Annotated in this window: 19 protein-coding genes; 7 read left to right on the top strand and 12 right to left on the bottom strand. The window is 66.3% G+C overall.

Annotation, left to right across the window (positions count from 1 at the left end):
- Window positions 1-152: 152 nt before the first annotated feature.
- Both nusA and rimP read right to left on the bottom strand, forming a co-directional pair.
- Window positions 153-1,133, bottom strand: a complete 981-nt coding sequence (nusA, locus tag FBY31_RS20955) for a transcription termination factor NusA (RefSeq protein ID WP_142044818.1) — start codon at window positions 1,131-1,133, stop codon at window positions 153-155.
- Window positions 1,133-1,741 (bottom strand): ribosome maturation factor RimP, encoded by a 609-nt coding sequence (gene rimP, locus FBY31_RS20950; protein ID WP_142044816.1) that lies wholly within the window; start codon window positions 1,739-1,741, stop codon window positions 1,133-1,135. Before rimP ends, nusA begins: the two co-directional genes overlap by 1 nt.
- Before the next feature lie 106 nt (window positions 1,742-1,847).
- Between rimP and FBY31_RS20945 the strand changes: the two genes are divergently transcribed.
- From FBY31_RS20945 to FBY31_RS20935, 3 genes are all read left to right on the top strand, one after another.
- A complete protein-coding gene (locus FBY31_RS20945) occupies window positions 1,848-3,002 on the top strand; it encodes a DUF4439 domain-containing protein (RefSeq protein ID WP_235013153.1) in 1,155 nt (384 codons plus the stop codon).
- 189 nt (window positions 3,003-3,191) lie between these two features.
- Window positions 3,192-3,920, top strand: coding sequence for a VIT1/CCC1 transporter family protein (locus tag FBY31_RS20940; protein WP_142044814.1), 729 nt, complete (start codon window positions 3,192-3,194; stop codon window positions 3,918-3,920).
- A gap of 47 nt (window positions 3,921-3,967) precedes the next feature.
- Window positions 3,968-5,005, top strand: coding sequence for an aminoglycoside phosphotransferase family protein (locus FBY31_RS20935; RefSeq protein WP_142044812.1), 1,038 nt, complete (start codon window positions 3,968-3,970; stop codon window positions 5,003-5,005).
- A gap of 14 nt (window positions 5,006-5,019) precedes the next feature.
- On the opposite strand, the gene FBY31_RS20930 is transcribed toward FBY31_RS20935, so the two are convergent.
- The 3 genes from FBY31_RS20930 to FBY31_RS20920 all read right to left on the bottom strand — a co-directional run bounded on the left by FBY31_RS20930 (window position 5,020) and on the right by FBY31_RS20920 (window position 9,124).
- Window positions 5,020-6,411, bottom strand: a complete 1,392-nt coding sequence (locus FBY31_RS20930) for a pyridoxal phosphate-dependent decarboxylase family protein (RefSeq protein WP_142044810.1) — start codon at window positions 6,409-6,411, stop codon at window positions 5,020-5,022.
- An 89-nt stretch (window positions 6,412-6,500) separates the two neighbouring features.
- Window positions 6,501-7,304, bottom strand: a complete 804-nt coding sequence (locus FBY31_RS20925) for a sulfite exporter TauE/SafE family protein (RefSeq protein WP_142044808.1) — start codon at window positions 7,302-7,304, stop codon at window positions 6,501-6,503.
- A gap of 8 nt (window positions 7,305-7,312) precedes the next feature.
- On the bottom strand, window positions 7,313-9,124 hold the full coding sequence (locus FBY31_RS20920; RefSeq protein ID WP_142044806.1) for a proline--tRNA ligase: 1,812 nt from the start codon (window positions 9,122-9,124) through the stop codon (window positions 7,313-7,315).
- A gap of 468 nt (window positions 9,125-9,592) precedes the next feature.
- Between FBY31_RS20920 and FBY31_RS20915 the strand changes: the two genes are divergently transcribed.
- Genes FBY31_RS20915 through FBY31_RS20905 form a run of 3 tightly spaced genes read left to right on the top strand, consistent with a single transcriptional unit; the run spans window position 9,593 to window position 11,777 of the window.
- Window positions 9,593-10,405, top strand: a complete 813-nt coding sequence (locus FBY31_RS20915; protein WP_442858222.1) for an ABC transporter ATP-binding protein — start codon at window positions 9,593-9,595, stop codon at window positions 10,403-10,405.
- A gap of 11 nt (window positions 10,406-10,416) precedes the next feature.
- Window positions 10,417-11,160 (top strand): ABC transporter permease, encoded by a 744-nt coding sequence (locus tag FBY31_RS20910; protein WP_142044802.1) that lies wholly within the window; start codon window positions 10,417-10,419, stop codon window positions 11,158-11,160.
- Window positions 11,157-11,777, top strand: coding sequence for a TetR/AcrR family transcriptional regulator (locus FBY31_RS20905; RefSeq protein ID WP_142044800.1), 621 nt, complete (start codon window positions 11,157-11,159; stop codon window positions 11,775-11,777). Before FBY31_RS20910 ends, FBY31_RS20905 begins: the two co-directional genes overlap by 4 nt.
- A 30-nt stretch (window positions 11,778-11,807) precedes the next feature.
- Here the strand turns inward: FBY31_RS20905 and FBY31_RS20900 are convergent, their stop codons facing one another.
- The 7 genes from FBY31_RS20900 to dxr form a co-directional block, all read right to left on the bottom strand.
- Window positions 11,808-12,698: a GNAT family N-acetyltransferase gene (locus FBY31_RS20900; protein ID WP_142044798.1), complete on the bottom strand. Its 891-nt coding sequence runs from the start codon at window positions 12,696-12,698 to the stop codon at window positions 11,808-11,810.
- Complete coding sequence (ispG, locus tag FBY31_RS20895) at window positions 12,661-13,827, bottom strand: flavodoxin-dependent (E)-4-hydroxy-3-methylbut-2-enyl-diphosphate synthase (RefSeq protein ID WP_013600504.1); 1,167 nt, start codon at window positions 13,825-13,827, stop codon at window positions 12,661-12,663. The genes FBY31_RS20900 and ispG overlap by 38 nt, the downstream gene beginning before the upstream one ends.
- A gap of 34 nt (window positions 13,828-13,861) precedes the next feature.
- A complete protein-coding gene (locus FBY31_RS20890; protein WP_142044796.1) occupies window positions 13,862-14,155 on the bottom strand; it encodes a YciI family protein in 294 nt (97 codons plus the stop codon).
- 84 nt (window positions 14,156-14,239) lie between these two features.
- On the bottom strand, window positions 14,240-14,752 hold the full coding sequence (locus FBY31_RS20885) for a hypothetical protein (protein ID WP_142044794.1): 513 nt from the start codon (window positions 14,750-14,752) through the stop codon (window positions 14,240-14,242).
- Window positions 14,749-15,459 carry a MarR family transcriptional regulator gene (locus FBY31_RS20880; RefSeq protein ID WP_142044792.1) on the bottom strand — a complete coding sequence of 237 codons (711 nt, stop codon included), beginning with the start codon at window positions 15,457-15,459 and terminating at the stop codon, window positions 14,749-14,751. The genes FBY31_RS20885 and FBY31_RS20880 overlap by 4 nt, the downstream gene beginning before the upstream one ends.
- A gap of 97 nt (window positions 15,460-15,556) precedes the next feature.
- Window positions 15,557-16,888 (bottom strand): M50 family metallopeptidase, encoded by a 1,332-nt coding sequence (locus tag FBY31_RS20875; RefSeq protein ID WP_142044790.1) that lies wholly within the window; start codon window positions 16,886-16,888, stop codon window positions 15,557-15,559.
- Window positions 16,889-16,906: 18 nt separating this feature from the next.
- Entirely contained in the window at window positions 16,907-18,091 is a 1,185-nt protein-coding gene (gene dxr / locus FBY31_RS20870; protein ID WP_142044788.1) for a 1-deoxy-D-xylulose-5-phosphate reductoisomerase, read from the bottom strand.
- 73 nt (window positions 18,092-18,164) lie between these two features.
- On the opposite strand from dxr, the gene FBY31_RS20865 reads away from it, so the two are divergent.
- Window positions 18,165-19,634, top strand: a complete 1,470-nt coding sequence (locus FBY31_RS20865) for a lipase maturation factor family protein (RefSeq protein ID WP_142045617.1) — start codon at window positions 18,165-18,167, stop codon at window positions 19,632-19,634.
- Window positions 19,635-19,647 lie beyond the last annotated feature (13 nt).

Genomic DNA, 19,647 nt, shown 5'->3' with positions numbered 1-19,647 from the left:
TGCCTGGCCTCCGCTGTGTCAGCGGAAGGGGCATGCTCGAGGCACACGGCTGCCGGCCGTTGGGCGCGGCCTTTTCTATTCTAGCCCCTCCGGGCCATTCTGCCCGAAACCGCGATGCAGTCCCGGCGTGGCCGCCCCGGGACGGGGACGGCCTAGTTTTCGCGGGTGGCGGCTGCGTCGGAAACGATATCGATGCGCCAGCCGGTCAGCTTGGCCGCCAGGCGGGCGTTTTGGCCCTCCTTGCCGATGGCCAGGGAAAGCTGGTAATCGGGAACCACCACGCGGGCGGAACGTGTGGCTTCATCGGTGATGGTGACCGAATTCACCCTCGACGGCGACAGGGCGCTGGCGATGAAGGTGGCCGGGTTCTCGCTGAAGTCGACAATGTCAATCTTTTCGTCGTTCAGTTCCGTCATCACTGCCCGAACCCGGGAACCCATTTCACCGATGCAGGCACCCTTGGCGTTGATGCCGGGGGTGTTGGCCTTGACGGCGATCTTGGTGCGGTGGCCGGCTTCCCGGGCCAGCGCAACGATCTCGACGGAGCGGTCGGCGATCTCGGGGACTTCCAGTTCGAAGAGCTTCCGGACGAGCCCCGGATGGGACCGGGACAGCGTGACGGACGGGCCCTTGGAGCCGCGGTGCACGTCGATCACCAGGGCGCGCAGGCGGTTGCCGTGAAGGTACTTCTCCCCCGGCACCTGTTCGGGCGGGGGCAGGAGCGCTTCAACGGCGCCCAGGTTGACCTGGACCATGTGCGGGTTATGGCCCTGCTGGATGGTGCCGGCAACGAGTTCGCCTTCACGGCCCTTGAACTCGCCCAGCACGTTGTCGTCCTCGACGTCGCGGAGCCGCTGCAGGATGATCTGCCGTGCGGTGCTGGCAGCGATGCGGCCGAAGCCCTCCGGGGTGTGCTCGAACTCGCCGATGGGGGCGCCGTCGTCGTCAATCTCCACGGCCCAGATGGTGACGTGGCCGCTCTTCCGGTCCAGTTCCGCGCGGGCCTTCTCGAAGGCGCCGGGCGACTTGTGGTAGGCCACCAGGAGCGCCTGCTCAATGGTGGGGATCAGGAGGTCCAGCGGGATTTCACGCTCACGCTCCAGAAGTCTCAGTGCGCTCATGTCAATATCCATCAGGCCTCCTCAGAAGGTCCATTGTGTTCAGGTTCCAGACCGTCCTCGTGGAGGTGGCTGAATTCGATCTCGACTTTTCCGTTGCGGATCCTGTCGAAAGGAAGCTTGATGGGATCACCCTGCTTGGGCTTCATCCCCTTTTTGACCGCGATCTCGGGCACGATGGTCACGCCGGCCTGGTCCACGGCCTGGATGCGGCCTGTCACGTTATCGCCCTGCAGGACGTTGACCTTCACCATCCGGCCCTTGGCGCGATGCCAGTGGCGCGGCTCCGTAAGCGGGCGCCCGACGCCCGGCGAGGAGACTTCAAGATCGTAGGGGCGGCCGTCGTCACCGGGATCGTTGTCCAAAACGTCGGAGAGTACTTTGGAGATGTCGGCAATGACATCAAGGCTCACCCCGCCGGTCTCCTCCTGCGGCAGGTCCACCACCACGTGGACCACGCGGTGGGATCCGGGAAGGATCGCCACGTCCTCCAAGTACAGGCGGTTGGCCCGCACCGAGGGTTCAAGGAGCGCCCTGAGCCGTGCAGCTTCCGGATTGTGTGCGGCCTCAGCCTTACCCGTTCCGGTATGGTCTGATGAAGCCGTGGCTTCTGCATTGCTCATGATGCCGGCCGCCTCCCTATAGATGATGTTGTGTGTACTAGCGTAGCTATTTTACTGGTTCATTGGTGCACGGCGATTCCCCCTCGACATGACACCATGGTCTGTTGTGAAAGACGACAACCAGGAAAACCGCCCGCGGATGCGCTATTTCCGGTACGCCGTTTTTTCGCTCGCGGCCCTTCTTGTCCTCAGCTTGGGTTTCGCCCTGATCCCGCCTGAACCGCCTGCTCCTGCGGAACCACCCTTCTCCGAACGGGCCCGGGCAGCCGCGCTGGAGGAGGCCCTGGAACTGCGTTCCGCCGGGCAGGAACTGGCCGCTTCCGGAATGGGCGGTGCGGCCGGCGCTCCGGCGGGGGACGCTATTGACGAGGTTGTGACGTTGCTGACCATCCAGGCCCGGGCGCTGCTGCTGCACCGAAATGCAGCCTCCCCCGGCCCAACAGAATCGGCCACAGTGTCACCCTCGTCAGCGGGGGTTCGCCCCTCTGCCGCTCCCCCATCCCCCGGTGCTCCTGCCTCGAGTTCCGCTGCCAAGGCAACAGTGGCGGAATTCGCAGCAGACCTCGCCGCCAGCGGCCGGCAACGCCTCAAGGACGCAGAAACGGCCGACGGCGGAATGGCACGGCTGCTGGCCGGCGCCGGAACGGCACAACTCCTTGCAGCCGAACGGCTTGGGGCGCCCGACGCACCGGGCCAAGAAGCTGCACGGGGCCAGGAAGCACAGGCCCAAGCGGCGGAGTCCCGAGAGACAGAGCCCCAAGAGACAAAGCTGCAAGAGATGGAGCCGCCAGCCTCCGCATGCCCGGCCACCCCTCCGGCTGCAGGCGCCAGGTTGGGGACCGCCCTCGTCACAGCCGCTGGCGCTGAACTGGAGACCGTGTACGGCTACCAGGCAGCGCTCAGCCGCCTTCCTCCGGAAGCCGCCGGCCCGGCGTCGGAATTCCTGGCGCAGCACCAGGAGCTGGCCGCACAGGCCGAAGAGTATGCGCTGGTGAAGTGCGGGACGCTGCCACCGCAACCACCCGGGTACGTCCTGGACCCGGGGTTCCTCGGGGCTCCCGCGGCCGGACTTGCCGGCCTGGAAGCTGACACCTTGCCGTCCTACGGTGACGTTGTGGCGCTGGCTGACGGGGCCACCCGGACCTGGGCCCTGTCGGCCCTCCAGGCAGCAGCGCGACGCGCACAGCATTGGGGCGCCGGCACGAATCCGCTACCGGGCCTTGTGCTGGACGAGGGGCAGCTTCCGCAACTGCCCCAGTGATGGGTCACGTCGTTCTCCTGGGTGAGGGGCAGCTTCCGCACTTCGTGATGGCACTCGGCGTCCCGCCTGGACGAGGGGCAGCTTCCGCAACTGCCCCAGTGATGGGGCGCGCGTCCCCCGGCACAAGGAACGATTTCGCTTTCTCCCCCGGTGCTGGCAGACCGGGGCGCCGGATGGTTTGCTGTAGGGATGGACACCGCGGGCGCATCCTCCTTCCATGACAACGAACCCCACCGCAACGACCTGGCGCATCGCCTGAACTGGCTGCGCGCCGGCGTCCTGGGCGCCAACGACGGGATTGTGTCCGTGGCCGCTATCGTGGTGGGCGTCGCCGGAGCAACTTCCGCGTCCGGCCCGATCCTTGCGGCAGGAGCAGCCGGGCTGGTGGGTGGCGCCGTGTCCATGGCGCTTGGCGAGTACGTCTCGGTCAGCAGCCAAAGCGACAGCCAAAAAGCGCTGATCGAAAAGGAACGGCGTGAGCTGGCCGAAGAACCTGAAGTGGAACTGGCAGAACTCACAGCGATCTACCAGGCCAAGGGCCTCAGCGAGGAAACGGCCGGACAAGTGGCGGCGGAGCTGACCGCGCACGACGCCCTCGCGGCACACCTTTCCGCTGAGCTCAACATTGACGAGGACGATATCGTCAGCCCCTGGCATGCCGCTTTTGCCTCGGCGGTGGCCTTCGTGATCGGGGCAACGCTGCCCATGCTGGCCATCCTTCTCCCGTCGGCGGAAGTCCGGGTTCCGGTCACCTTCGTAGCAGTGCTCCTGGCATTGGCACTGACGGGAGCAGTGGGTGCCTGGATCGGCGGCGGTTCCAGGTTCCGGGCTGCCGTCCGGGTGGTGGTGGGCGGAGCACTTGCCCTCGCCGCCACCTTCACCATCGGCAACCTGCTGGGGGCCACGGGCGTGGTCTGAAAGGGGCCTGCGGTACGGGCCGCTCCCATGGACTTAGGCTGGGACTGATGAGCCAGCCAGCGGTAGTACCCATCCCTCCGGACCTCACTGCCCGTTACACCCGCAGCAGTGCCGGGCGCGCATGGCTCGCGTCCCTGCCGGACCTCATCCAGGGCCGCCTGGAGAACTGGCAGCTAACCCCGGACCTGCTCCCCGGGGCGCTGCCCTGGAACGGCCACGGCGCAATAGTCATCCCGGTGCGGCAGCAGGACGGGGCCCCGGCTGCCCTCAAAATCGCCTTTCCGCACGACGAAGCCCGGGTTGAGCGGCACGCCCTGGCCCTCTGGCAGGGCCGGGGTGCGGTAGCGCTGCTCGCCTCCGACGCCGGCACCTGCGCCATGCTCCTGGAACGGCTCGACGGCGAACGCTCGCTCACCACCGTGCCCATGGAAGACGCCGTGGTGGTCTGGGCTGGCCTGGTGCGGCAGCTTAGCCTTACCCCCGATGACCGGCCACAGTGGTTTGAGTTCGAGCACATCGCCGCACGGGCGGAGCAATGGAGCGATGACTTGCCTGCGGACTGGGAACAGCTGGGGCGCCCCTTCCCCCGGTGGCTCCTCGAGGCCGCCCTGGAGGTGTGCCAGACCCGGGGTGCGGTGGGACGGCGTTCGGCGCGCGATGCCCTGGTCCACACGGACCTGCACTACCTCAACGTCCTGGCACGGCCGGCCACTTCAGCCTCTGGATGTCCGACGGCCGCTTACGCCGCCATCGATCCCCAGCCGATGATCGGGGAGCCGGAGTTTGCCGTGGCGCCGCTGCTGTGGAACCGCCTGTCCGATTTGCCGTTGGACCACCCTGCCGCCGGTCTGCGCGGGCGCTGCGCCGAGTTCAGCTCTGCGGCGGGCCTGGACCCGGACGTAGCCCGGCAGTGGGGAATCGCCCGGGAAGTGGCAAACGCCTTGGGATATGCGGGCAAGCCGGACCATGGAGGCGACCTGGCCCGCTCCCTTTGGGTGGCCAGCACGCTCGCCGGCAGGACCCTGGACGGGCTTCCCCCGGCCCACCGCCTGCCGGAGCCCGGCGAGGCCGCGGGCGTCCGCTGAAATCCTTCAGTTGATCAAGCACCCCGCACTGCAGCAAGGGCGGAACCGACGGCAGCAACGGCAGTGGCCACCTCGTCCTCCGCTGTCTGCCAGTTACTTACGGACACCCGCAGGATGTCCCGGTCGCGCCATCGGGAGCCGGACATCCACACCCTGCCGTCCTCGATAATCCGGGCTGTGACAGCGCGGGTGGTGGCGTCGTCGCCGAACGCCACGCTCACCTGGGTGTACTCGACGTCGTTCAGCACCTCCACTCCGTCCAACTCCGCCAGCCCTGCCGCGATCGCCGAGGCGGCGGCCGCCAACCCCTGCACCTGGGCTGCCACGCCGTCGCGGCCCAGGCTCTTCAGTGCCGCCCACACCGGCACGCCCCGGGCCCGGCGTGACAGCTCGGGAACTTTCTCAAACGGGTCTCCCGGCCCTTCGGCGTCCTGGATGAGGTAGCTGGTGTGCAGGCCCATCGCGGACCGGAGGGCGGACGCGTCCCGCACGATCGCGATGCCGCAGTCGTAGGGAACGTTCAGGGTCTTGTGCGCGTCGGTCCCCCACGAATCGGCGTCTTCGTAGCCGCGCGTCAGATGGCGCAGGCCCGGGGCCGCGGCCGCCCAGAGGCCGAAAGCGCCGTCGACGTGGACCCAGGCGCCGTGCTTCCGGGCGATGCGGATGGCGTCAGGGAATGGATCAAAGGCGCCGGAATGGAGGTTCCCTGCCTGCAGGCAGACGAGGGCCGGCCCGGTGCCTTCAGCCAGTGCAGCTTCCAAGGCTCCGGGAATCAGACGTCCCTGGTCATCGGCATCCACCCTCACGGGCCTGCCCAGCCCGAGATACCGGAGGCCGAGGTCGACGGCGTCGTGCCGCTCCCTGCCAACGAAGCATCGGACGCGGGGAGCGCCACTCAACCCGTCACGGTCAAGGTCGCAGCCGGCGTCAGCGAGAAGCCGCCAGCGCCCGGCTGCCAGCCCGGTGAAGTTGGCCATCGTGGCTCCGGTGACGAAGCCGACGTCGGACCCGGCGGGAAGCCCCAGCAGTTCAAGCAGCCAGGTTCCGGCACTTTCCTCCACCGCTGCCATGGCGGGGGTGGCGTAGCGAAGGCATGCGTTCTGGTCCCAGGCGCTCACCAGCCAGTCAGAGGCGAGGGCTGCGGGCAAAGTCCCGCCTATGACCCAACCGAAGAAGCGGCCGGACGGCATCGCCATAAGCCCGGGCTCGGCTGTCCGGGCCAGGAGGTCGACGACGTCTGCCGCGGGCATGCCGGAGGTTGGCAACGGCCCGCCGAACGCCCCGGTGAGGTCCTGGGCCGGCAGGCGGGGGCCGACGTGCCGGTCAGGAAGGCTGCGAAGCCACGCGGTGACATGACCCGCCGCTGCGGATAAAGCACTGGCGTACTCATCGTCACCGTGTGGCATACCTGCATGCTACGCCCGGCCGCTCACCGCCACGAGGCCTTGGCCTCCCCTGGTGCGCGCTGCATTTGGTGTGGTTACCTGGCCGCGTCTTACCCCTGGCCGGTGAAATTTTCCTGCCAGACGTCAAAGCCGAGTTTGATGATGAGGGCAGCTACCACCACGAGGAAGACGACGCGGACAAACCTGCTGCCCTGCGCCACTGCCGTCCGTGCCCCAAGGTATCCGCCGGCCATATTGGCTGCGCCGAGCAGCAGGCCCAGGGCCCACAGGATGGAGCCGTGCGGCAGGAAGAACAGCAGTGCGCCGGCGTTGGTTGCCATATTCACGATCTTCGCCTTGGCACTGGCTTCCAGGAACGCGTACCCCATCGCCGAGACCAGGGCGATGACCAGGAAGGAACCGGTCCCCGGGCCAATAAGGCCGTCATAGAAGCCGATCACAGCGCCGATGAGGCAGGCCACCACATAGTGTTTGTGGCCCTCGTGCCGCAGCGCGGTGATGTGGCCGGCGTCCGGTCTCAGCGCCGTGAAGAGTGCCACTGCCACGAGTGCGGCGACGATGATGGGTTTGAAGACGCTGGACGGCAAGGCGGCGGCAAGCACAGCGCCACCGAAACTGCCGGCCAGGGCAATGACTGCCATTGGCACCGCGGTCCGGAGGTCCGGTCCCACCCGCCGGTAATACGTGACGGCGCTGGTGGCGGTACCAAAAATGGACCCCATCTTGTTCGTTGCCAGCGCCTGGACGGGAGTGATGCCAGGCACCAGCAGCAGGGCGGGGAGCTGGATCAGCCCGCCCCCACCCACCACGGCATCCACCCAGCCCGCTGCGAAACCGGCCACCACGATCAGGACCAGCGTGGTGAGCTGGATGGACTCAATCCCCGGGAGCACTCCCAGGATCAGGAGGCGCGGACGGCGTTGACCACGTAGTCAACTGCCTTGTCCACGGCAACATTCTCGGCTTCGCCGCTGCGGCGGTCCTTGATTTCCACCACACCGTCCACCAGGCCGCGGCCCACGGCGAGGATGGTGGGGACGCCCACGAGTTCGGCGTCGCCGAATTTGACGCCCGGCGAGACCTTGGGCCGGTCGTCAAGAAGGACCTCAAGGCCTGCGGCTTCAAGGTCCGCTGCCAGCTGCTCGGCGGTGGCGAAGATGTCCTCGCCCTTGCCCACTGCCACCACGTGGACGTCTGCGGGTGCCACAGCGCGGGGCCAGACCAGGCCCTTGCCGTCATGGTTGGATTCAGCCAGTGCTGCCACGGCGCGGGTGACGCCTACACCGTAGGAACCCATGGTCACCGTGACCTGCTTGCCGTTCTGGTCCAGGACCTTCAGCTCCAGGGCTTCGGCGTACTTCCGGCCCAGCTGGAAGATGTGGCCCATTTCAATGCCGCGGGCTGTTTCCAGGGGTCCGGAGCCGTCCGGGGCGGGGTCGCCTTCGCGGACGTCGGTGCATTCGATGACGCCGTCCCAGGTGAAGTCGCGGCCGGCCACGAGGCCGAACACGTGCTTGCCTGCTTCATTGGCGCCGGTGATCCAGGTGGTGCCGCTGACGATGCGGGGGTCCACCAGGTAGAGGATGTTTGTGGCGCTTTCGGTGCCCAGCAGCAGTTCGTCCAGCGTCAGGCCGGGGCCGAGGTAGCCCTTGACGATGAGCGGCTGCTTCTTGAGGTCGTCATCGTTCGCGGCTTCCAGTCCGATCTCGCCGCCGATGGGCAGGAAGGATCCGATGTTGGCTTCGACGCGCTTCAGGTCCACCCCGCGGTCGCCCGGGAGGCCGATGACCACAAGCTGGCGTTCCCCGGTGGGCAGGGTGACGGCGAGGACAACGTTCTTGAGGGTATCCGCCCCGGTCCAGGCACCGCCGTCAGCCTCCGAACGGGGTGCAAGCTGGTTGGCTGCGGCCACCAGCGTTTCGATGGTGGGGGTATCCGGAGTGTCGAGCACCTCGGCGGCGGGGGCGCCGGTGAAGTCGATTTCCGCCGGGGCAACGGTGGTCACGGCCTCAACGTTGGCTGCGTAGCCGCCGGCGGAGCGGACGAAGGTGTCCTCGCCGATATCCGTCGGGTGCAGGAACTCTTCGCTCTTGGACCCGCCCATGGCGCCCGCCGTTGCGGTGACCGGGATGACTTCCAGGCCGAGGCGCTCGAAGATGCGCAGGTAGGCCCCGCGGTGGGCAGCGTAGCTGGCGTCCAGGCCGGCGTCGTCGACATCGAAGGAGTAGGAGTCCTTCATGATGAACTCCCGCCCGCGCAGCAGGCCGGCCCGGGGGCGGGCCTCATCGCGGTACTTGTTCTGGATCTGGTACAGGCTGAGCGGGAGGTCCTTGTAGGAGGAGTAAAGGTCCTTGACCAGCAGCGTGAACATTTCCTCGTGCGTGGGGGCCAGCAGGTAGTCCGCGCCCTTGCGGTCCTGGAGGCGGAACAAGCCTTCGCCATACTCTGTCCAGCGGTTGGTGGCCTCGTAGGGTTCACGCGGCAGGAGGGCCGGGAAGTGGACTTCCTGCGCTCCGATATTCGCCATTTCCTCGCGGATGATGGCCTCTACCTTGCGCAGGACGCTGAGCCCCAGCGGAAGCCAGGTGTAGATCCCGGGGGCAGCGCGGCGAATGTAGCCCGCACGGACCAGAAGCCGGTGGCTGGCCACCTCGGCGTCGACGGGATCTTCACGCAGCGTGCGCAGGAAAAGCTGGGACAGTCTTGTAACCACGGGTGGATATCCGTTTCTGGGGAGGTGCTGGATCAGCAGGGCCGGACAAATTCGTCTGGGTACTAATCTACCGGCACTGGACGCCTGGCCCCCACTCCCCCGGATGACTCTTGACTCCTCCGGACACAGTAGAGCCACGCCCGGGAAAACAAAGCCCCTGGCCCCCCTCGAGGCTGGTCATCGCTCCCGGGCGTGGCTCGACGCCGTTATCGCCCAAGTACTGGTGAGGACTGGTGAGACCGCCCACGCCACTCCAGCGCAGCTAGATCGAACCTAAGTGATAGCGCCCACATTTATCAAGTACTTTTCCATCCAAGTCTGTTGATTAAGGATAGTTGCAGGCATAGCGTTAATTCATCAGGTGATGAATTTACGGGCTTCCCGGCCCCGACCACCTGCAGTTCAGCGGAGGCGGCCTTGTCCCGTTCGGCACCGGAAAGCGCGCCCGGAGAGGATCAGAGCGGCGCGGTGGCGGCCAGCGCCCTGACGGTGGTGCGGGGCAGGGTTCCCGTCCTCCAGGGCCTTAATTTTGCTATTCCTCCCGGACAAATTACGGGACTCCTCGGTCCATCCGGAAGTGGGAAAACCACCTTGATGCGGGCCATCGTCGGCGTGCAACGCATCACCTCAGGCTCGGTGCGGGTCCTTGGGCAGCCTGCTGGCACCAGCCTGCTGCGGCACCAGGTGGGGTACGTGACACAGGCACCCAGTGTCTACCCTGACCTGACGGTGGAAGGGAACGTGCGCTACTTCGGGGCCATGCACCGCAAAGGGGCGGCCGAGGCAGCGGAGGCGATTGCCGCCGTCGGACTTGAACCCCAGGCGCGGCAGAAGACCGCAGACCTGTCCGGGGGCCAGCTCAGCCGGGTATCCCTCGCCTGCGCGCTGGTAGCCCGCCCGCGCCTGCTGGTGCTGGATGAACCGACGGTAGGGCTGGATCCTGTGCTGCGGGCGGACCTCTGGGGCCGTTTCCGCGCCATGGCCGCGCAAGGGATCACACTGCTCGTGTCAAGCCATGTCATGGAGGAGGCCAGCCACTGCCAGACGCTGCTTCTCCTGCGGGAAGGCCGTCTGCTTGCCCAGCTGACGCCCGATGAGTTGAGCCGGCGCGGACACAGCGCCGACCTGGAGAAAGCCTTCCTGCACATCATCCAGGAGGCGGGGGAAGAAGGGGTTCCCGCTGTCCGGCACAATTCGAACCAGGACAGGGCTGCACTGGACAGGGCTGCATTGGATAGGACCGCACAGGACAGGACAACTCAGGACAGGAGCGTGTGGTGATGGATGTCCTGATGATGCTCGCAACCACCCGCCGCGTGCTGGAGCAGCTGCGGCACGACCACCGCAGCATTGCCATGATCCTGGCGGTCCCGGCACTGCTGCTCACCGCCGTGTACTTCCTCTTCAAGAATGAGACCCTGCCGCCCGGGGCGCCGCGCACCTTCGACCGCGTGGGACTGATGATGCTCGCCATCTTCCCGTTTGTGGTGATGTTCCTGGTCACCTCCATCACCATGCTGCGTGAGCGGACCTCAGGGACACTGGAGCGGCTGCTCACCACACCCGTCCATAAATCCGACCTGCTCTTTGGATACGGCCTGGGCTTCTCCATTATGGCCGCCCTGCAGTCTTTGGTGGCGACCGCCGTGGCGTACTGGATTTTCGATCTCGACATCGAGGGCCCGCCTGGCTTCGTGGTCCTGATCGCCGTCATCAACGCAGTCCTGGGGGTGGCCCTGGGCCTGCTGTGCTCGGCGTTTGCGCAGACCGAATTCCAGGCGGTCCAGTTCATGCCGGTGGTGGTGGTGCCGCAAATCCTCCTTTGCGGACTGTTCGTGGCGCGCGACCGCATGAATGATGCCCTCGAGGCCATCTCGAATGTCCTTCCGTTGACGTTCTCCGTGGACGCTCTGCAGGAGATTGCCGCTAACCCGGAGGCCACGGAACAGATGTGGCAGGATGCCGCCATCATGGGAGCCATCGTGCTGGGCGTCCTGGTGCTGGCCTCGCTGACGCTGCGCAGGCGGACGGCATGACCCTGGAGGGGAGTGGTTCTCCACCGGCAAGGCGGGGGCGCCGCGGCGGAACAGCGGCATCAAGGGACGGGATCCTGGATGCCGCCCGGCGGCTGTTCGCCGAACATGGATTCGAGGGCACCAGCCTGAGGCAGGTGGCCCGGGCAGCGGGGGTGGATCCTGCCATGGTCCACCATTTCTTCAACGGCAAGGATGAGCTCTTCGCCCTGAGTATCGAACTTCCCGCCGACCCGGAGGAGGTGCTGGCGGGTGTTTCGGCCGCCCGCCCGGAGCAGCGGGCCGAGTTGATCGTCCGCGCCGTGCTGCGCCTCTGGGAAAGCCCCGCCCAGCCAAGCCTGGTGGCGTTCCTGCGCGGCACCCTCAGCTCAAAGGCCCGGACCGCGCTCCTCCCCGAACTGGTGACCCGGACTGTCGTCAGCCGGATCACGGCAGGAGTGCAGGGGCCGCCTCAGGAAGTTGCCTTGCGGGGAGACCTGGTGGCCACACAGATGGTGGGACTCATGATGGTCCGCTACGTGGTCCGCCTGGAACCCATCGCGTCGGCGGCACCGGAGGACGTGGTCAAGCTCGTGGCCCCGAATGTGCAGCGCTACCTGACCGGCGAACTGGGCAGCTAACCGCAACCTTGGCGGCTGGAAAAGAGCTGGCTAGAAAAGAACCGTAGCGAACGTGCCCACCTGCTGGAAGCCGACCCGCTCATAGGTGGCGCGGGCGCGCAGGTTGAAGCCGTTGACGTAGAGGCTGGTGATGGGCGCCATTGTCCGGGCTTGCTCCACCACGGCGGCCATGTAGCCGGCGCTCAAGCCCTGGCCCCGGTAGAGCGGGTTCATCCAGACGCCCTGGATCTGGGTGACGTCGGAGGTGACGGCGCCCAGTTCAGCCTTGAACACCACCTCGCGTGCGTTGTTCAGGTGGACCAGTGAATGGCCCTGGCGGATCAGCCCTTCCACCCGCCGGCTATAGAACTCCTTGCCGCCCAGGAAGGGGGAATACCCCACTTCTTCCTCGAACATGGCGGCGCAGGCGGGAAGGATGCGGTCAAAGTCGGCCAGGTTTCCCAGCGCAAGGCCGGGGTGGGGTTCGATCGACGGCCGGCCCTCGATGGTCATGAGGGGCTGCTCGGCGCGGACTTCGTGGGCCCGGTGGCCCAGTTCCACAAGTTCCGCGTGCAGGGCCAGGACCGACTGGGCGGGGCCAAAGGCTGAGGCGTACCGGCGGCCGGACGTGTTGGCTACTTCCGCGACCACCCCCGCAAGCTCCGGGTCCAGCTGGACCGGTACCAGGTTGGCCCCTGCCCAGCATGCCCCCACCAGGATGCCGTCGTCGAAAACGCCAATGACGCCGGCGCCGCCGCTGGTCGGTGCGGCGGTGCCGGCGGCATGCAGGTGGGCGAGGATAAAGACATTGGTGACCGGATCCTGCTCCGCCAGCAGCCTGAGCGCGGCAGTATCGGTCCCGTCCAGCGTGCGGACGGAAAGTCCCGGGGGGTCGGGGACGTCCTTACGAGACGCTAACCACGGGGCTACCCTTGACAGCATCTTCGCCATCGGCCTCCCCCATCTCTTCCGCGATACGCATGGCCTCTTCGATCAGTGTCTCAACAATTTGGCTCTCGGGCACAGTCTTGATGACTTCACCCTTCACAAAGATCTGGCCCTTGCCGTTGCCGGAAGCAACGCCAAGATCTGCCTCGCGGGCTTCACCTGGACCGTTCACCACGCAGCCCATCACGGCTACGCGCAACGGGATCTCCATGCCTTCCAGGCCGGCAGTCACCTGCTCGGCGAGCGTGTACACGTCCACCTGCGCGCGGCCGCAGGACGGGCAGGAGACAATCTCCAGCTTCCGGGGGCGCAGGTTGAGGGACTGGAGAATCTGGTTGCCTACCTTGATTTCCTCCACCGGCGGGGCGGAGAGGGAAACCCGGATGGTGTCGCCGATGCCCCGGGACAGGAGCGCACCGAAGGCGGTGGCGGACTTGATGGTTCCCTGGAACGCCGGCCCGGCCTCCGTCACACCGAGGTGCAGCGGCCAGTCGCCCTTCTCCGCCAGCATCTCGTAGGCAGCCACCATAATCACGGGATCGTTGTGCTTAACGGAGATCTTGAAGTCGTGGAAGCCGTGCTCTTCAAACAAGGATGCTTCCCAGACGGCAGACTCCACCAGTGCCTCCGGGGTTGCCTTCCCGTATTTTTTGAGGATGCCGGGCTCCAGCGAGCCTGCGTTCACGCCGATACGGATGGAAGTGCCGTGATCCCGGGCTGCTGCTGCGATCTCCTTGACCTGGTCATCGAACTTGCGGATGTTTCCGGGGTTCACGCGTACGGCGGCACAGCCTGCTTCGATGGCAGCGAAGACGTATTTGGGTTGGAAGTGGATGTCCGCGATGACCGGGATCTGGGACTTCCTGGCGATGATGGGCAGCGCCTCGGCGTCGTCCGCCGAGGGGCAGGCGACGCGCACAATATCGCAGCCGGACGCGGTGAGCTCCGCGATCTGCTGCAGGGTGGCGTTAATGTCCGTGGTGGGCGTGGTGGTCATGGACTGCACACTGATGGGGGAATCAGAACCGACACCCACGGAACCGACTTTGATCTGGCGGGTCTTGCGGCGGGGGGCAAGAACGGGCGGGGGTGCTGACGGCATTCCCAGGCTGACCGAGGTCACGTGGACTCCTAGAGTTGAAAGGGTGTTGAAGCGGCTACGCGACGAGTCCGGCGAGCACGCCGATGATGGGTGACCACTCCGTGATGCGGGTCCCGGCGATGACTCCTGCGGCGGCGAAGGGATCCTGCTTGAGGATCGAGTTGAGGGCGGCCTCGTCTGCTGTCTTGAAGATCAGGAGAGCTCCGGCGCCGTCACCGTACGGACCGCTGGCAAGGACGGCACCGTCCTGTGCAAGGCCCGCAAGCCATTCGCGGTGCGCTGGCCTGGCCTCGTTGCGGGCTTCGGTGGAATCGGCGGCGTAAACGTACTCAACGGCAAAAACTGTCATACGGCTACCCTATCGCCCTGCCTCCCGTTGCACGCATCCGCATGGCCGAACGGGATCCTTCCCACACCCGCACCGGTCCTGTTCCTACGACAGGAACAGGACTTTGACAGCAGCTGCAGTTCCGGCCGCCCACAGCATGGAGGTCAGCGTTCCGATGATGAAGCGTTCGGCCGCCACCGGCGTTTCCTTCAACTCCGCAAACCTGCCCAGGCCCTTGATGGCGACAATGTAGGCGATGGCCACCGGCTGCCCGGTCAGGATGGCCAGGCAAACGCCGAGCCTTTCGAGGATCCCGATGATGGCCCCGCCGCGCAGGATGCGCTGGGTTGGAGCCGGCGGCTCCCCGGCAGAACCGGCCGACGCCGGCGCCTCGGGCGCTGCTGTCAGCTCACCGTCCACGCTTTGGGTTTCGGTGTGCGGGGAATCAGCAGTGACGTCTGCCGAGGGGTCCTCCGCTGCCCTCCTGGCCTCTTCTGCAGCTTTGGCGGCGTCCGCCCTGTCATCGATGGTGCGGGCGAGCCGGAACACCAGGGCCGTCACGGGCCAGCCGGCGAAGCCAGCCACGAGCAGCGCGAGGGTGATCCAGAGTGCGGTCACGTGTCTCCTTCGTTCCCGGGCCGGGAGGTTTGCGGCGGGGCAGTTCCGGTATCGGCGGTCCGGCTCTGCGCATACCCGAGGAGCATTGCTGCGGCCGGCCTGGCTGCCCATTCTTCCTGCCAGCCTGAGCGGAGCACGGCACGGCTCACCGATTGCTCCGATATTCCCAGCTCCCGGGCTACATGTTTCTGGCTGCCGTGTTTGCCCTCGCCGGCTTCCAGGGCGCGGAGACTGTCCACCACCCGCCACTGGGCCTGCGTACGTTGCTGGACGAGACGTCCGATCAACCGAAGCACTGCCTGGGCATTTGCACCGGCCATGGCACCCTCCTTGGCTTGGGGCGGGATTTCCCTGCCACGGCCCATAGTGCCTGCGACCACTGACAACGGCACATGGCCCGCAGCGCTCTTCGCCAGTTCCACGGCTTTTCGCGCGGCCACAAACCCGCTTCCGGCCCCTTCGCGGGGGCTGCCTCCCGGAGCCACCTGCACCGCACCGATACCAATCCCGACGTACCAGTACCCGCCACGAAGGGCATGCAGGGCGATATCCACCACTTCTTCCGGCTGTTCCACCACGCCCTGGAGTTCGTCGCCTACCGAACGCTCGAAGCGGGCGGACGTGAGGCTTTGCAGTGCGGAAATCAGCTCCGGCACCCGGTCGATGTCGGAAGTGCTGCCCTGCTGGTCAATCGTCAGAACGTACATGCACCAACCGTAGGCGGCTGATTCACAACAATCAATCATGAACGGCTGATTATTCAATATCAGCCGAAATCGGCTGATAAATGGGAATCAGCTGAGTTCAGCCGAACAGGTTCACCGGCTTCACGATGTCGGCATAGATAAGGAGTGCGCTCATGCCCATCAGCAACGCGGCCACCACATAGGTCACCGGGAGGAGCTTTGCAATATCGAAGGCCCCCGGGTCCGGCCTGCCGAACAGCTTGGCCACCTTGCGCCGGGCACCTTCGTACAGCGCGCCCGCAACATGCCCGCCGTCGAGCGGCAACAGCGGGACAAGGTTGAAGACCGCCAGCGCAAAGTTGAGCCCGGCGAGCAGTCCGATCAGGGCGGCCACCCGCGACTGGACGGGAATCTCCTCCATGGCGGCCACTTCACCGGCCACCCTGCCGACGCCCACCACGCTGATGGGGCCGTTGGGATCCCGCGGTTCCTCGCTGAAGGCAGCCTTCGCCACACCCACCACCCGCGCCGGAAGGTTAAAAATCACGCCGGCCACCTGCTTGATGTTCTCTCCGGCCATGGGCAGGACGGACGACGCCGGCTGGGCCACGAGTTCAGTTTGGGCACCGATGCCCAGGAAGCCGACGTCCTGGTACAGGAGATTGCCGCCGTCGTCCCTCGCCTGCCGGCCGTCTGTCCCGATGATGGGCCTGGCGGACAGCACGGGGGTCACGGTAGTGGACACGGGAGAATCGTCCCGCTCAACGGTGATGGCTACCTCGCGTCCGGCGGAGGCACGGATCCACTCGGTGAGTTGGTCCCAGCTGGTGACGGTCTTGCCGTCGAAGGAGGTGACGGTGTCGTTCGGTTTCAGGCCCGCAGCGGCGGCTGGGGTGAGCTTGCAGTCGGCGGAATCGGGATCCACCGTTTCGCCGGCGGCCACCTGGCACTTGGAGACGTCAGAGATGCTGGTGGTGGCTATGGCGATGCCGAATCCCATCAGCAGGACGGCCGTCAGGATCACGCCGAGGACTATGTTCATGGCCGGGCCGCCCAGCATAACGATGATCTTCTTCCACACCGGAAGCCGGTAGAAAACGCGGTTTTCATCGCCCGGCCCCACTTCCTGGTGCGCCATGGAGCGGGCTTCCGTGGCCAGGGTCTGGAACATTCCGGTGCTGGACGGACGGACCGTCCCGTCCTCCTTGTTGGGCGGGTACATGCCAATCATGGACACGTAGCCGCCCAGCGGAATGGCCTTCACGCCGTACTCGGTTTCGCCTTTCCGCCGCGACCAAAGAGTAGGGCCAAAGCCGATCATGTACTTGGTGACGCGGACCCGAAAGAGCTTGGCGGGCAGGAGGTGGCCCACTTCGTGAAGCGCGATGGAGGCCGCGATGCCGATGGCCACAAAGACGACACCGAGGACAAAGAGGAGAACGGGGGTCATGGAGATGCTTGCTGCTTCCTAGAGACTGCTGACTGCTAAACGTTCGTTGGCGCGCGCACGTGCCCACCTCTCAGCATCCAGCACTGATTCCACCGTCAGCCCGGAGGACCCTGGGTGTTCGCTGAGAACGGCTGCGATGGTGTCCACAATGTCGGTAAACCGGATGCGGCCCGCGTGGAACGCGGTGACGGCTTCCTCGTTGGCGGCATTGAAGACTGCGGGGAATGTGCTGCCCTGCTTGGCGGCGTCCTTGGCAAGATCCACAGCAGGGAAGGCCGCCACGTCCAACGGCTCGAAGGTCCAGGTGGCGGCTTGGGTCCAGTCGCAGGCAGCGGCCGCCCCGGGGACCCTGTCCGGCCAGCCCAGGCCCAGGGCTATGGGGAGGCGCATGTCCGGCGGCGAGGCCTGCGCGATGATGGATCCGTCGATGAACTGGACCATGGAGTGCACCACGGACTGGGGATGGACCACCACGTCGATCCGGTCCAGCGGCACGTCGAACAGCAGGTGGGCCTCGATAACTTCCAACCCTTTGTTGACGAGGGTAGCGGAGTTGGTGGTGACCATGACTCCCATGTCCCAGGTAGGGTGCGCCAGAGCCTCCGGCGGCGTGACGTCGTGGAGCTCCTCCCGGTTGCGGCCCCGGAAAGGGCCGCCGGACGCAGTCAGGATCAGTTTCTCCACCTCCCCCGCCGAGCCTGAACGCAGGCACTGGGCGATCGCCGAATGCTCCGAATCCACCGGGACGATCTGGCCTTCACGGGCCGCCGCCTTGACCAGTTCCCCGCCCACAATCAGGGATTCTTTGTTGGCGAGGGCGAGCGTGGCGCCGGACTTCAGCGCCGCGAGCGTCGGCGCGAGTCCGATTGATCCGGTGATGCCGTTGAGCACCACGTCAGCTTCGGCCTCGGCGATCCTGGTGGAGGCGTCCGGCCCGGCGATGATCTCCGGCCGGTAACCGCGCTTCCCCGCTGCGGCAGCCGCCTCATCTATCAGGGTTGCCAGCCGGCGCGGGTCGCCGCCGGCGATTCCTACCGCTGCGGCTCCGGTGTGGACCGCCTGCCGGGCCAGGAGTTCCAGGTTTCCGCCGCCGGCGCTGAGTGCCACGACCTCGAAAAGATGCGGGGCGCCGTCGACGACGTCAATCGCCTGGGTGCCGATGGAACCAGTGGATCCGAGGAGGGCGATTCTGCGTGGCTGCATTGGTTAAGTATCCCGCACCATCATTGACCTGCTGCGCCTTGACCTGCGCATGGTCGGGCGTAACGTGGATTCCGTGGACTGGCTCTCCTGGTTTGACGCGCCGGAATACGAACTCGCCCGGCAGGTGCTGCAGCGAGGGACTGCGGCACTCTACTTTATTGCTTTCCTGTCTACGCTGAACCAGTTTCCGGCCCTTTTGGGTGAGCGCGGGCTTCTCCCCGTGCCGGAGTACCTGGGCGCCTTCAGCCGGCTGCGCCGGCCCACCCTGTTCCGCTGGCGGTACTCCGACCGGCTGTTGCGCTGGGTATGCGCGGCGGGGCTTGTGATCTCCGCCCTGCTCGTTGCCGGCATCCCGCAGGCAGGACCGCCGTGGGTTCCGCTGATTGCGTTCCTGGCCCTGTGGCTGCTGTACATGTCCATCGTGAACGTGGGCCAGACGTTCTACGGATTCGGCTGGGAGATGCTCCTGCTGGAGGCGGGATTCACGGTGGCGTTCCTGGGCTCGAACCAGACCGACCCGCCGCGGACCATCCTGATCCTGATCGTCTGGCTCGTGTTCCGGCTGGAATTCGGTGCCGGCATGATCAAGATCCGCGGCGGCAGGGAATGGCGCGACCTCACCGCCCTCTACTACCACCATGAGACGCAGCCGATGCCCGGGCCCCTGAGCCGCCAGGCTCACCTGCTGCCCAAGCCACTTCATAAGGTGGAAGTGCTGGGCAACCATTTCGCCCAGCTGGTGGTGCCCTTCTTCCTGTTCGCGCCGCAGCCCGTTGCCAGCGTGGCAGCCGCGGTGGTCATCGCCACCCAGCTGTGGCTCGTGGCCAGCGGGAATTTCGCCTGGCTGAACTGGATAGCCATTGTGCTGGCCTTCGCCGCGGTGAGCGATCCGGTGGCCCACGCCGTGTTCCCCGGCATCCCGCTGGACTGGCATGGGGACGCAACCGTGGACCGCGAGACCCCGCTCTGGTGGCTGGTGATCACCCTGGCGGCCACCCTGCTGCTGGTGGTCCTGAGCTACTGGCCGCTGCGCAACCTGTTCTCCAAGCGCCAGCTGATGAATGCCAGCTTCAACCGCTGGCAGCTGGTCAACACGTACGGGGCGTTCGGATCCGTGACCAAACAGCGGATCGAGATCGTGGTGGAAGGAACGCTTGACGACGAGCCGGACGACTCTTCGGACTGGCGCGAGTACGGCTTCAAGGGCAAGCCCGGCGACCTCCGGCGGGTGCCCCGGCAGTGGGCGCCCTACCACCTGCGGCTGGACTGGCTGATGTGGTTCCTTCCGTTGCGGACAGTGCACGAGGAGTGGTTTTACGCCTTCCTGGGCAAGTTGCTGGAGGCGGACCGCCAGACGCTGCGGCTGCTCCGGCATGATCCCTTCGACGGCGCGGCCCCGCATTTGGTTCGCGTGCGCAGCTACCACTACCGGTTCTCAACCCGGAAGGAGTTCCGGGAAACGGGGAACCGTTGGGTGCGGACACTGATCCACGAGCCAATTCCGCCCGTTTCGCTGCGGCGGTCGCAGGGACGGCAACGGTAACTGAACGTCCGTT

Origin of the sequence: Arthrobacter sp. SLBN-100 (genome assembly GCF_006715305.1) — a bacterium.
Classification (GTDB): Bacteria; Actinomycetota; Actinomycetes; order Actinomycetales; family Micrococcaceae; genus Arthrobacter.
Note: the sequence above shows the minus strand (reverse complement) of the source record. Positions and strands in the feature narration are given on the sequence as shown.